Source organism: Pseudomonas helleri (genome assembly GCF_009600315.1).
Lineage (GTDB): Bacteria > Pseudomonadota > Gammaproteobacteria > Pseudomonadales > Pseudomonadaceae > Aquipseudomonas > Aquipseudomonas helleri_A.
Genome location: NZ_WIWC01000036.1, coordinates 18,278 through 30,435, shown reverse-complemented (window position 1 = coordinate 30,435; position 12,158 = coordinate 18,278). Strand labels below are relative to the sequence as shown.

The 12,158-nt window shown below is 54.7% G+C and carries 12 protein-coding genes; 4 read left to right on the top strand and 8 right to left on the bottom strand.

What is annotated here, in order from left to right; translation table 11 throughout:
- Window positions 1-50: 50 nt before the first annotated feature.
- On the bottom strand, window positions 51-962 hold the full coding sequence (locus tag GHN86_RS18140) for a LysR substrate-binding domain-containing protein (protein ID WP_153380989.1): 912 nt from the start codon (window positions 960-962) through the stop codon (window positions 51-53).
- 94 nt (window positions 963-1,056) lie between these two features.
- The gene (locus GHN86_RS18135) at window positions 1,057-1,278 is read right to left on the bottom strand and encodes a hypothetical protein (RefSeq protein WP_153387074.1); all 222 of its coding nucleotides are present in this window, start codon (window positions 1,276-1,278) and stop codon (window positions 1,057-1,059) included.
- Window positions 1,279-1,473: 195 nt separating this feature from the next.
- On the opposite strand from GHN86_RS18135, the gene GHN86_RS18130 reads away from it, so the two are divergent.
- Complete coding sequence (locus tag GHN86_RS18130) at window positions 1,474-2,034, top strand: NADPH-dependent FMN reductase (RefSeq protein ID WP_153380985.1); 561 nt, start codon at window positions 1,474-1,476, stop codon at window positions 2,032-2,034.
- 56 nt (window positions 2,035-2,090) lie between these two features.
- On the opposite strand, the gene phnX is transcribed toward GHN86_RS18130, so the two are convergent.
- Both phnX and GHN86_RS18120 read right to left on the bottom strand, forming a co-directional pair.
- A complete protein-coding gene (gene phnX / locus GHN86_RS18125) occupies window positions 2,091-2,918 on the bottom strand; it encodes a phosphonoacetaldehyde hydrolase (RefSeq protein WP_153380983.1) in 828 nt (275 codons plus the stop codon).
- Between the two features lie 67 nt (window positions 2,919-2,985).
- Window positions 2,986-4,095, bottom strand: coding sequence for a 2-aminoethylphosphonate--pyruvate transaminase (locus tag GHN86_RS18120; RefSeq protein ID WP_153380981.1), 1,110 nt, complete (start codon window positions 4,093-4,095; stop codon window positions 2,986-2,988).
- Window positions 4,096-4,208: 113 nt separating this feature from the next.
- On the opposite strand from GHN86_RS18120, the gene GHN86_RS18115 reads away from it, so the two are divergent.
- Entirely contained in the window at window positions 4,209-5,066 is an 858-nt protein-coding gene (locus GHN86_RS18115) for a LysR substrate-binding domain-containing protein (RefSeq protein WP_153380979.1), read from the top strand.
- Window positions 5,067-5,176: 110 nt separating this feature from the next.
- Window positions 5,177-5,881, top strand: coding sequence for a YebC/PmpR family DNA-binding transcriptional regulator (locus GHN86_RS18110; protein ID WP_153387072.1), 705 nt, complete (start codon window positions 5,177-5,179; stop codon window positions 5,879-5,881).
- Window positions 5,882-5,961: 80 nt separating this feature from the next.
- On the opposite strand, the gene GHN86_RS18105 is transcribed toward GHN86_RS18110, so the two are convergent.
- From GHN86_RS18105 to GHN86_RS18095, 3 genes are all read right to left on the bottom strand, one after another.
- On the bottom strand, window positions 5,962-7,272 hold the full coding sequence (locus GHN86_RS18105; RefSeq protein ID WP_153380975.1) for a leucine-rich repeat-containing protein kinase family protein: 1,311 nt from the start codon (window positions 7,270-7,272) through the stop codon (window positions 5,962-5,964).
- 81 nt (window positions 7,273-7,353) lie between these two features.
- Complete coding sequence (locus tag GHN86_RS18100; protein ID WP_153381022.1) at window positions 7,354-8,508, bottom strand: M14-type cytosolic carboxypeptidase; 1,155 nt, start codon at window positions 8,506-8,508, stop codon at window positions 7,354-7,356.
- A 563-nt stretch (window positions 8,509-9,071) separates the two neighbouring features.
- Window positions 9,072-9,404 carry a DUF6124 family protein gene (locus GHN86_RS18095; protein ID WP_153380973.1) on the bottom strand — a complete coding sequence of 111 codons (333 nt, stop codon included), beginning with the start codon at window positions 9,402-9,404 and terminating at the stop codon, window positions 9,072-9,074.
- A gap of 129 nt (window positions 9,405-9,533) precedes the next feature.
- On the opposite strand from GHN86_RS18095, the gene GHN86_RS18090 reads away from it, so the two are divergent.
- Window positions 9,534-10,190: a LexA family protein gene (locus GHN86_RS18090; RefSeq protein ID WP_153380971.1), complete on the top strand. Its 657-nt coding sequence runs from the start codon at window positions 9,534-9,536 to the stop codon at window positions 10,188-10,190.
- Window positions 10,191-10,252: 62 nt separating this feature from the next.
- On the opposite strand, the gene GHN86_RS18085 is transcribed toward GHN86_RS18090, so the two are convergent.
- Window positions 10,253-12,130, bottom strand: coding sequence for a biotin carboxylase N-terminal domain-containing protein (locus GHN86_RS18085; RefSeq protein WP_416333494.1), 1,878 nt, complete (start codon window positions 12,128-12,130; stop codon window positions 10,253-10,255).
- Window positions 12,131-12,158 lie beyond the last annotated feature (28 nt).

The following is a 12,158-nucleotide window of genomic DNA, read 5'->3' as shown; positions in this document are numbered from 1 at the left end:
TCGCGCTGCGCGACAGCGACTACGAGTTAATGTTCGCCATCATTCGCAGGTTAAAGCGTCACCAGCCCCTGATCGGCCAGCAAGCTTTCAGCCTTTTGCCGCGTGATGTCCAGCAATGCCGACAGGGCGGGGCTGATAACAGTGCCTTTGGGTGTCAGCGCATACAGCGACACCGCGATGGCCGGTGACAGTGGGCAGACATCCAGGCCGCTTTTTTTAGCGCCTACGGCAGTAAACGGGTCAACCAGTGCCAGCCCTTCGCCCGCTTCCACCATACTGCGCACCATTTGATAGCTCTGAACCTGAATGTTGATCACCGGCACAGGGTGCACAGCTTGCAACTTGCTGTCGAGCAATCGGCTCAGGGGATCGGGCTCAAGCAAGCCGATCATTGATTGCCCGGCCAGATCGTGCAGGGCAATGTATTTTTGCTTGGGGGATAACCAGCCATGGGGAGCCAGCAGCTGCACTTTGCCTTGAGCCAATGTGTGGTTGTCGACGCCTGAATGCTCGCAAGGACTCAGACTAAAACCGACATCGGCTTCATCCATCAGCAGGCGGCGTACGATCTCAGTCAATGGCTGACTGCTTAACGTCGTTGGGGTATCAGGAAAACGGCGTCTTAGCGCAGCGATGTTTTGAGGCAGTAAGGGTTGCGCCAACGTTTCGCTGCAGGCCACGCGCAATGGCGCGGCCATAGGTTGACGCAATGCATCGCCAAGGCGGCGCAAAGGTTCGAAATCCAGATAGAGCTGGTTGGCAAGGGGTTGTAACTGAAGCGTTTCACGGGTGGCTTGAAGACGGCCGCGGACATTGGCGAACAGCATGAGGCCGAGCTGTTGCTCGGCCTCATGAAGCGTGGCGCTGACGGTGGCTATCGGCAATTGCAGCAATTCGCCGGCATGGGCGAGGCTGCCCGTTTGCAAAATAGCCTGAATCACTTCGATATGGCGTAAACGCATGGGTGAAGTCCATGTTCAGCAGATGAGGTTTCAGCGTTGCGAAGCCTGACCCAAGTCTCATCCTGTGACTTCAGCGCTATGCCGGACAAACAGGTTAAGCCGTGACCACTGGAGCCGGGTCGCGAATCAGGTTAACACCTGATTGAACGAGTTCGTAATGATCCTCATCGATCTTTTTGACACGATCGCCAATCGCCAATTTGTAGGTTATTGCGGGTTGTTCACCTGTCGCTTCGGAATTTTCAAACTCATGCACCGAGTAGACACGACCTTCCGCGTCTCTTGCATGAAATTGCCCAACTAGAACTGCCGCCATTTGTAGAGAACCTCTGGAGATAAACACCCAATTTGCGGCTCTGTAGACCGTTGATCAGCAGGGGAAGTTTAGCCATGTGAAAAAAATAGTCTGGCTACTTTACAGGCTTGGGGGCTGATCGGGTGAATTGGGGTGCAAGAAATGCGTCCGATCATCTATAACTAAGGTCCTACAATCACAGACTAGGTGTTTTCCATGAGCAAGGTCTACAGCGTGGCCGTGTTGGTCGGCAGTTTGAGAAAGGATTCCATCAATCGCAAAATCGCCCTTGCGCTGGCTGAACTGGCGCCGCCCTCTCTAAAGCTGCACATCGTCGAAATTGGCGAGCTGGCGTTGTATAACGAAGACATTGATGTCACGCCACCACCGGCGACTTACACCGCCTTTCGTGATCAGTTGCGAAGCGCCGATGCCGTGCTTTTTGTGACGCCCGAGTACAACCGTTCCGTGCCGGGCGCGTTAAAAAATGCCATTGATGTGGGATCACGCCCTTATGGGCAAAGTGCATTCAGTGGCAAGCCGGGTGCTGTGATCAGTGTTTCGCCGGGTGCAATTGGCGGCTTTGGGGCTAACCATCATTTACGCCAGTCGTTGGTGTTTCTGGATGTTCCGTGCATGCAACAGCCAGAAGCTTATCTGGGCGGTGCAGGTGCAGCCTTTGACGAATCAGGCAAATTGTCGGAGAAAACCCGACCGTTTCTGCAAAATTTTATCGATGCATACGCCAAATGGGTTGAACGTCAGCAGAAAGGCTGAGGGGCAGGCTACAAGCTGCGAGCTTTAAACTTGCAGCTTGGAGCGGTCTTTTTCAGTCAACTGCTCTGTGGCATCTCACCCTTGCTAAGGCGTAGGTTGATGTCAGCTATCACCTGCGGCAGATCGGCGATGGTGTCGATCAAATAGTGCGGCTGCGAGTTTCGGAACAGCTCATGAATGCGCGTGCGCTCCGCGATCAGCGTCTTGGCATCCAGCGCCTGATATTGCGCATAGGTCAGGCCCAGTGCGTTGCCGGAAAACAGCAGCGCCACAGTCCACATGCCAGCTCGGCGTCCTTCGAGGATACCCGGCGTCGTGTCATCGACCTTGACGCAGGCAGCCACGTCATCAATACCCAGTGCGATGACATTAGCTAATGCTTGAGCGGGCCAAGGGCGACCATTTGGAACGTCGTCGGTGGCTACGACGTGATCGGCAATGTAGCCGTTAGTAGCCGCCAGTTCGACAACTTTGGCCATTACTTGGGCCGGATAACCCGAGCAGGACCCTATTTTGATGCCTTGTTCACGCAGTGCAGCGATGGCTTGCAGTGCACCGGGAATCAGTGCTGAATGCTCAGCGATTTTTTCGATTTGTAGCGGCATAAAGCGCTCGTAGATGGCGGTGACATCTTCGTCAGTCGGTGCGCGGCCGAATACTTTTTTATAGCGTTCGGTAATCTGCGGCTGGTCACACAGGGTGCGAATGTGGTCCCACTTCCCCATGCCCATCGGTCCACGTGCTTCTTCAATGGAAACCTGCACGTCGAACTCGGCAAACGCTTCGACAAAAATCTGTGTCGGTGCAAACGAGCCAAAGTCGACCACCGTACCCGCCCAGTCGAGGATGGCGGCTTGAATCTTGCTGGGGTTGGTGTAGTTCATGTTGGTAAATCCTGTGTGATCGGGCTGTGCTGTATGGAAAATAATGCCCTGCCAAAAGGCAATGCGATTAGAAATGCTGCACTTCCATTTCTTTTAAAACCTCGCCGATGGCGTTCACGGCGGCCTGCATGTCGTGCGGGCTGACGTGGCCGATGCAGCCCACGCGGAAAGTCTCGACCTCGGTTAATTTGCCTGGATAGAGGATGAAACCTTTGGCTTTGACTCGCTCGTAAAAGGCTTTGAATTGATAGCGCGAATCCTTTGGAGCGTGAAAGGTGACGATAATAGGCGCCTGAATCGCGTCGGGCAGAAAGCTGCGGATGCCGAGTCGGGCCATGCCGTCGAGCAGCGTCTGGCAGTTAGCGGCATAGCGTTTGTATCGTCCGGGCAACCCCCCTTCTTCGTGGTATTGCACCAGCGCTTCGTGCAAGGCGGCCACCACGTGAGTGGGTGGGGTAAAACGCCATTGTCCGGTTTTCGCCATGTAGGCGTGTTGGTCGTGCAAGTCCATCGCCAATGAGTGCGAACGACCGGCAGCGTTGGCGAGTGATGTTTTATGGGCAAAGACAAACCCCATCCCCGGGGCACCTTCCATGCATTTACCGGAGGCAGCAATCAGTGCGTCGAAGGGGATTTTTTGTGCGTCGATGGGCAAGGCGCCAAAGGAGCTCATGGCGTCGATGATCAGGCCTTTACCGTGATGAGCGACGACCATGGAAATGTCTGCAAGCGGATTAAGAATTCCCGTGCTGGTTTCACAGTGGATGAGTGCCACATGAGTGATGCTTGGGTTCGCCCTTAATAACCGTTCAACGTCGCTGGCGGTGGTGGGTTGATCTTCGGCTGTTTCATAGGTGCTGAAGCGACGGCCCAGTACCTCACAGATTTTGGCCAAGCGTTTACCGTAAGCACCGTTAATCAGTACCAATACATGGCCATCGCGCGGCACCAATGTGCCGATGGCCGCTTCAACCGCGAAGGTTCCGCTGCCTTGCAAGGGCACACAGTGATGACTGTCTGCGCCGTTAATGATGGTCACTAATTGTTGGCACACGCGGGCAGTCAATTGGTTGAAAGAGTCATCCCATGATCCCCAGTCGACCATCATGGCGCGGCGAGTCCGTGCCGAAGTTGTCAGAGGGCCAGGGGTCAGCAGGATCGGCGCTACAGTGCTCATTCGTGATTCCTCAACGCGGTGAAGGCTACTGAATACACGGCATAAATTGCAGTTTGAGTTGTCATCAATCAAATTGTTTGTTGTTATGCCAGCTATCAGTGAGGCTTATACGAATGAATTTGTTTCAATTGCGGGCCTTCGATGCCGTTGCTCGAGAGGGCAGTTTTACCCGTGCAGCTGCTCGATTGTTTATCAGTCAGCCTGCAGTCACCGGGCATGTCAAAGCGCTTGAAGAGCATTATCAGATCACCTTACTCAGGCGAACGGCTCGGCGGGTGGAGTTGACCGAGGAGGGCACAAAACTGGCTGCGATTACCCGCGCCATGTTCGGTCTGGTGGATGAAGCGCAGGTGATGCTCGAGGCCAATCGCCAGTTGCTCACAGGGCGGCTGGAAGTCGCTGCCGATGGACCGCACCTTGTGATGCCTCTGTTGGCCAGACTGCGGGAGCAATACCCTGGGGTCACCGTCAATTTACGTTTGGGCAATGCACAGGAGACTCTGACTGCCCTGCTTGGCGAGCACGTCGACGTGGCGGTTCTAACAGAGGTTGAGCCGCGCAAAGGCCTAACCCTGCGCCAAATAGCGGAGTCGCGAATCTGTGCACTGGTGCCCGCCAATCATCCTTGGTCGGCGTTGAAGCAAGATCTTGATATTGCGCAGTTGGTTAACGTGATCATGGTGCTACGTGAACCCACGTCCATCACTCGACGAACCTTTGACTTGGCCTGCAAAACTGCGGGTGTGACGCCCAGGGTATTACTGGAACTGGACAGCCGTGAAGCCGTGAGCGAAGCCGTGGCTGCCCAATTGGGGATTGGCATCGTGTCATCTGTCGAAGTGAGCCATGACCCCCGTGTCAAAGCTTTGCCGATCAAGGGTGAAGGGCTGATTAACACGCATATGCTGGGCTGCCTGGAGCGTCGGGCGGATTTACGTCTGATCGATGCATTTATGACGATGGCGCAATGATAAATACACGCGCCTCTTTATTTTTTGGTCGATTGGCGAGTCTCTGGCGTATAAACTTGCGGCCATTTGGCGGTGAACACGCCACGACACAGTAGATTGAGAGAGTAAGCATGGGCGCACAGTGGAAGGTTAAACACAAAGCAGACGCCGCCAATAGCCGCGGCAAGATCTTTGGCAAGCTGGCCAAGGAACTGACAGTTGCTGCGCGTAATGGCGCCGATCCGGACATGAATTCGCACTTGCGTCTGGTGTACGAGCAAGCCAAAAAGGCTTCGATGCCGGCTGACACCATCAAGCGTGCGATCAATAAAGGCGCGGGTATTGGTACTGAGGCTGTGCAATACCATCGTGTGACGTATGAAGGTTTTGCCCCGCATCAGGTGCCGCTGATCATTGAGTGCCTGACTGATAACATCAACCGAACCGTCGCCGAGATTCGCGTTGCCTTCCGTAAAGGCCAGTTGGGTGCTTCGGGCTCGGTTGCCTGGGATTTCAATCATGTGGGCATGATTGAAGCCAAGCCGGACACCCCGGACGCCGATCCCGAGATGGCAGCGATTGAAGCTGGCGCTCAGGATTTTGAAGAGGGTGAGGAAGAAGGCACAACCTTGTTCATCACTGACCCAAGCGACCTCGATGCGGTGCAGAAGGCTTTGCCAGAACAGGATTTCACGGTGTTGTCGGCCAAACTGGGTTATTTGCCAAAAAATCCGGTGATTGGTTTGAGTGACGAGCAAATGGCCGAAGTTCAAGAGTTTCTGGCCAAACTTGAAGAGCAGGACGACGTGCAGGAAATGTTTGTGGCGCTGGCCTAAACATCAAGACGTCATGAGCTGCAATCGACTTTGTAGCTCTTGTCGCAGTCTGCGACAAGGTCTACAAAGTTAGCCCGCTTTTAATGCAATAACTTTAAAACCTCCGCAAATCCTGGGCGTTCCAGCACCTGAGGCTGCGTGCAGCGTTTGTGCAGATTTTCCAGCATGTCTTGCCTTTGATCGCTCAAACCTGAGTCGATTCGTTGCAGCAGTTCACTCAGCAAAATCCCGAATGCACGGACTTCAATGCGTTGCAGGGCGCGGCTCTGCTGGCTGTCGTCGGTGGCATGGAAGCACGCTGCTCCAAAGTCCCCCAATACGCAGTCTCCCGCAGCGTTGAACAAAATATTGTGTGCATACAGGTCGCCATGACAAATGCCTCGGGCATGCAAATGACTGGCTGCTGAGGCAATGCCACGGGCTATGCGCAATGCACTGTCGTAAGTAAAGCGGGTGCTCTGGGCGTACTCGTCACGACTGCAACTGTCGAAGCTGGGCAGGGCTGCCAGGTTGCTGAAAGACGGGTCGATAAGTTCCATCACCAGACCGGCCTGATTGTCTGGATGGCCCGCGACGCGGCCCAGCACTTTGATCAGATTCGGATGCTCGCCTGCGGCAATGCAGGCATTCATTTCATTTAGCGGAGATCCGTCGCTGGTAATGCTGCTTTTGTACAACTTGACCGCAACAGACTGGGCCGGTTGGCCGGGGCGGGTCCAGCGAGCTTGATGGATGATCCCGGAGGCGCCTTCGCCCAGTTTTTGTTCCAGCTCAAGTTGCGCCCAGTGGATGTCAGGAGTGTTGTCGGCTGGGCACTGGGTGCTGGCATCGTCGTTCAACGGATTGCCTGCGTAAGCCAGCCAGCTCAAGGCGGGCAGTGTCAGGATGGTTTCAGGCAACTCGGTGAACTGGTTAGCGGCCAGTCGAATTAACTCCAGATGCTGGCAATCTGTCAGATTCTTCGGCAGATCGTGCAAGCGATTACCGGCCAGCATCAATTTTTGCAGCAGTGGGAGCTGACCCAGCGCTTCGGGTAATTGGCTGATGCAATTGTCTGTCAGGATCAACCAGCGCAATAGCGGTGGCAGCGCTTCGCCGGGCACGCTGGCAATCTGGTTGGCTTTGAAGCCAATCATGCTCAGTTGTGAGCATTGCCCCAGGCATGCGGGCAGTTCGGTGAACTGATTGTCCGAGCAAAACAGGATGCGTAAGCGGGTCAGACGATGGAGGTCATCGGGTAAGCGGGTGAGTGCGTTGCCACTCAAGTTGAGAATTTCCAGCGAGTCAGCCAACTGGAAAATTTCCCGAGGAAACTCAGTCAGCCCGCACGATAGGTCCAGACGTGTGAGGCCTGCCAATTGGCCGGCCCGCAGTTTTGCGAGGGTATCCATAAACAGGCTTTAAATACTCTTGAAGATCGGTAGACGCGGGGCCTTCCAGCGGCTGTAAGGTCAGGCCCCGTTCATTCTGGTTTAGCGCAGTTCGCGGACCATGCTCGACAGTGTGCTCAGTACGTCTTTACCCAGTTGGCTCGAGCGTTTACCTGACCAGCCTGCGTGTGGGTCGGGCGCGTCGTTGTTGTCTTTGAAGGGCATTTCAAGGGTCAACGACAGGCAATCAAAGCGCTGGCCGACACTATTGCAGGCCAAAGTCATATTGGCCTGGCCGGGTTCGTCGCGGGTATAACCGTGAAGGGTTTGGAAGTCACGGGTCAGTTGGCTCAGGTGCGTACGAAAGCGTTCTTCAAGGTTCGCCAGGCGCTCGGTGTAGCCGGGATTACCTTCGCAACCCGCCGTGAATACATAGGGGATTTCTTCGTCGCCGTGGATATCCAAAAACAAGTCGACGCCGTATTTGTTCATTTGCTCAAGGGCGAAGAAAACTTCAGGGCTGACATCCGGGTCCGTGTTTTGCCACGCGCGGTTCAGGTCCTGGCCGTTGGCATTGGTACGCAAATGCCCGTGGAATGCGCCGTCCGGGTTCATGTTAGGAATCAGGTAGAGGTCGGCGAAATCCAGCAGCTTGCGCAGTTGCGGATCACTGCCTTGCTCCAGACGGTCGATAATCCCCTCCATAAACCATTCGGCCATATGCTCGCCTGGATGCTGCTGGGCAATGATCCAGATTTTGCGTTTGTGACTGGCGCCCGTACCCTTACGCAGCAACTGGATAGCACGGCCTTCAACACTTTTACCGGTGCTTAGCACGTTACAGCCAGCTAGAGGCTGGATGGCGCGCACGATCAATTGTTCATGGCGCTCACGGCTGTAAGGTTCGAAGTAAGCAAACCACACCTGAGGGCGCTCGGTTTCAATATGAAAGTTGAGCGATGTTCCGTCGAACGCGGTGGGGACGCGGAACCAGTGCTCATGGTCGTAAGACGCTACGGCTTGATAGCCATCCCATGCTTTGTTGTAGGAGGATTGGCTGGCATTGCTTAACTGGAAATGATGAGTCTGACCGGGGGCCAGGCCGTCCACTTTAAAGTGGAACCATTGGAAATGCGGGCTTCGGGTATCCGGCCTGATAGCCAGTTTAATATGCAGCGGATCGCTGGCATCCAGTACCTGAATATTGCCGCTGTCAAAGTCACTGCTGATTTGAACGGGAGAGGGCGCCACGGTCATCATCTAAATTCCGGAATCTGATCATTATTGGCGCTACTTTACATCGCAAAGACGACTAGCCAATACGGAATTTTGGAGTCCGGAAGGTGGGGATTTTAGAAGCAGAGGGGGGCGTCATCCCTGACGCGGCGCAAGAATAGTTAACTTGCGATTGATTCTCAAGTGCTAAATCGCCATTACCACCATAGTCGCGGTCTTCAGGCTTCCGTTAGTCGATGTTCTTTTGCTATCATCGCCCGCATCGTAGCGGTCACCCAGAAAGATCGCACACTAGACTTCATTAGCCTGAAGCACGCTGAGCCAGATAACTGGCCGCAAAAAAAAAGACCCGGCCATGAGCCGGGTCAAATAACCGTGATTAGCCTGATGAGGAGGTAATTCAAAAAACCGACCTAAGGTCTTTTGAATTATCGACTGATCTCGCGACCAGCTGAATGCAATAATAATCATTCCTATTTGAAGGTCAACTGTTTTTCTCGACCAGCCTCTATTTTTCCCTCCCGTCTCGAATCTTTCTTCACGCCCGTTACCATTTGGCTGTGTGCATAACTCCCAGTAAAGCGTTACCGCGCGTCCAGCGCCTTATCCAACAACATCTTGGCATTTTCGACAAAGTGAGCCACCCCAATAAAAAGGTCGCGCTGAGCACCTTGTTGATTCTCGGCACCGCCTAGCGCCACAGCTATTGCACAACGCAGGTAATCGCACGCATTGACCAACGCTTCTTCATGGCTCAGATCACTGCGGACCACGAATATTTTTTTCTCCAGACAGTGCTGGGAAACAGCTGGTTTCAAATAATAGTCGAGTGCACGCTGGCTGGCGGCGCTGTCTTTCAGGGCTTCCATCTCAATATCGATGTCGTCATCCGGTGCAGTTTTTGTTATCGGAGTCATGTTTTACCTGCGTTATGAGATTAATCGAACCAAACCACACCAGATTAATACGATAAGTATTTTCATGCAGAGCATAAATAATACGTTATGTGTATTGTTGCCTGAATTTGAACCCGTATTGTTCGGCAGATGGATAAATGGATCGCTTTAGTCAGACTCAAATTGCGCGAACTCAGGCTCACGCAAGAAAAACTCGCAGAACGCGTCGGGGCTTCCCAGGGCGGTGTCGGGCATTGGCTCAATAAACGCCGTGAACCTGACCTGGAGACGATGAACAAAGTGCTTAAAGCCTTGGGGCTGGAGCATCTTGAAGTCGCTTTAGTGGTTCGGGAACGCAACGAGAACGTTGATGACGCAGCCAATGAGCACATCTTTGACTTAACCTCGGCATTTCGTTACCCGGTTAGAGACTGGGCATTGGCAGAGCAGGTCAGCGAGCCATCTGCACATTCGATTTACCAAGCGGGAATGATATTTGAAGTCACGGATCATTACGCCAAGGGGGCGGCCTTCTGGCTGCAAGTGACGGGCGATGCCATGACGGCCCCGGTGGGCATCAGCGTTGCACAAGGCATGATGATATTGGTTGATCCGGACATTGAGGCCGAGCCCGGAAAAATGGTGATTGCGCGTATTCCAGGAGTAAAAGAAGCGACCTTTCGGCAATTGATTGAAGAAAGTGGTCAGCTTTATCTAAAGCCACTGAATCCAACCTATCCCAAAACGATTTTTGATCAGGATTGCCGGATTATCGGTGTCGTCGTGCAAGCCACTTACAAGTTTTAACTCAGGCTTTAGCCAAGACTGAAAAAGCGGAGCCGCAAAACCAGCCCCGCCTTTTTCAGCCGTCACTCCAGCGCGACCAGCACACTGCCTTCTTTGACCATGTCACCATCCTGACAAAACAATGATTTCACCACCCCGTCGCGGGGCGCTCTTAGGCTGTGCTCCATTTTCATGGCTTCGAGTACCACCAGCGCGGCGCCCGCCGCCACGGTCTGCCCGGGCGTTACTAAAATACGAACAACGCTGCCGTTCATGGGGGCGCTAAGCCCTCCCTGTGAATCGTGCCCGCTGCCAGCGGCAATAACCGGATCGAAGCGTGTCACCCTGTGCAGCTCACCTTCCCAGTAAAGGTACAAAGTATCCTCGCGACGTATCGCCAGATGCCGGCGTTGCACGCCGTCTTTTTCAAGGATCAATTGCTCAGGGCGCGTGTCAGTCGAGGGTGTCGTCAATGTCACGATCTGTCGTTCGCCATTGGCTTCAAGAGCCAGCAGCGTCTGTGCAGGCAAACCGCAGCGAAGGCCGGAAGATAGAGCCCAAGGAGAGTTGGGATCGTCGTCGCGCACGTCTGGTGTGAGGCTTTGCCTGTATGCTTCGGCCGCAGCGGTCCAAAAAGCAGCCGGTAACTCGTGCGGCGGTGGCAACAAGTCTTCCTGATAACGCGGGATAAAATCGGTGTCCAGTTCGGCGGCTGCGAAAGCAGGGTGCGCAATGATGCGGCGTAAAAAACTGAGATTGGTTTTCAGGCCGCCAATGGCAAATTCATCGAGCATCGCCAGTAGCCGTAAGCGGGCTTGTTCGCGGTCGTCGCCCCAAGCGATCAGTTTGCCCAGCATGGGGTCATAAAACGGCGAAACCTCGTCCCCCTCGCTAACCCCGCTGTCGACACGTCGTCCTGTGCCCGCGGCTGATTCGCGGTACACCCGCAAACGTCCGGTTTGCGGCAGAAAATCATTGCTCGGATCTTCGGCATACAGCCTTACTTCTATCGCATGGCCGCGCAAGGGCACTTGCGCCTGAGTGATGGGAAGCGGCTCTCCACACGCAACTCGAATTTGCCAAGCGACCAGATCCAGTCCGGTGATGGCTTCGGTCACCGGGTGCTCGACCTGCAGGCGGGTGTTCATTTCCATAAAAAAGAAATCCCCGCGTGCGTCGAGCAAAAACTCTACGGTGCCTGCGCCGACATAGCCGATGGCTTGGGCCGCGCGCACGGCGGACTCACCCATGGCTCGACGCTGCGCTGTACTCAAGCCGGGAGCCGGGGCTTCCTCGACCACTTTTTGATGGCGGCGCTGGATCGAGCAATCGCGCTCGTTGAGATAGAGGCAGTGACCGTGCTGGTCGGCAAACACCTGAATTTCGACATGGCGTGGTTTGAGCACGTACTTTTCCACCAGCATGCGCGCATCGCCAAATGAGGACAGTGCCTCACGCTGAGCAGACGCCAGCGCCTCGGCCAGTTGGGTAACATCCTCGACCACTTTCATGCCTTTGCCGCCGCCGCCGGCTGTGGCCTTGAGCAATACCGGATAACCAATGCGCTCAGAGGCAAGACGGAAGGTTTCCAGATCCTGCGCTTCTGCGTGATAACCCGGTACCAAAGGAACGCCTGCACGTTCCATCAAGGCTTTGGCGGCGGATTTACTGCCCATGGCTTCAATGGCCGAGGCGGGCGGGCCGAGAAAGATCAATCCGGCCGCCTCGACGGCGCGTGCAAATCCGGCATTTTCGGATAAAAAACCGTATCCGGGATGAATGGCCTGCGCCCCACTGGCATGGGCCGCAGCGATGATCTTGTCTATTTTCAGGTAGCTGTCAGCGGCTTTGCTGCCGCCCAGATCAACGCACAGGTCGGCTTCACGGCAGTGCCGTGCATCGCGATCCGTGGCGCTGTGAACAGCCACTGTGGTGAGGCCCAGGTCCTTTGCAGTACGCATCACACGACAAGCGATTTCACCGCGATTG

What these genes read in the sequence shown, in the direction of transcription:
- GHN86_RS18140 (WP_153380989.1), bottom strand. Translation starts at nt 962, where the DNA reads ATGCGTTTACGCCATATCGAAGTGATTCAGGCTATTTTGCAAACGGGC.
- GHN86_RS18135 (WP_153387074.1), bottom strand. Translation starts at nt 1,278, where the DNA reads ATGGCGGCAGTTCTAGTTGGGCAATTTCATGCAAGAGACGCGGAAGGT.
- GHN86_RS18130 (WP_153380985.1), top strand. Translation starts at nt 1,474, where the DNA reads ATGAGCAAGGTCTACAGCGTGGCCGTGTTGGTCGGCAGTTTGAGAAAG.
- phnX (WP_153380983.1), bottom strand. Translation starts at nt 2,918, where the DNA reads ATGAACTACACCAACCCCAGCAAGATTCAAGCCGCCATCCTCGACTGG.
- GHN86_RS18120 (WP_153380981.1), bottom strand. Translation starts at nt 4,095, where the DNA reads ATGAGCACTGTAGCGCCGATCCTGCTGACCCCTGGCCCTCTGACAACT.
- GHN86_RS18115 (WP_153380979.1), top strand. Translation starts at nt 4,209, where the DNA reads ATGAATTTGTTTCAATTGCGGGCCTTCGATGCCGTTGCTCGAGAGGGC.
- GHN86_RS18110 (WP_153387072.1), top strand. Translation starts at nt 5,177, where the DNA reads ATGGGCGCACAGTGGAAGGTTAAACACAAAGCAGACGCCGCCAATAGC.
- GHN86_RS18105 (WP_153380975.1), bottom strand. Translation starts at nt 7,272, where the DNA reads ATGGATACCCTCGCAAAACTGCGGGCCGGCCAATTGGCAGGCCTCACA.
- GHN86_RS18100 (WP_153381022.1), bottom strand. Translation starts at nt 8,508, where the DNA reads ATGACCGTGGCGCCCTCTCCCGTTCAAATCAGCAGTGACTTTGACAGC.
- GHN86_RS18095 (WP_153380973.1), bottom strand. Translation starts at nt 9,404, where the DNA reads ATGACTCCGATAACAAAAACTGCACCGGATGACGACATCGATATTGAG.
- GHN86_RS18090 (WP_153380971.1), top strand. Translation starts at nt 9,534, where the DNA reads ATGGATAAATGGATCGCTTTAGTCAGACTCAAATTGCGCGAACTCAGG.
- GHN86_RS18085 (WP_416333494.1), bottom strand. Translation starts at nt 12,130, where the DNA reads ATGCGTACTGCAAAGGACCTGGGCCTCACCACAGTGGCTGTTCACAGC.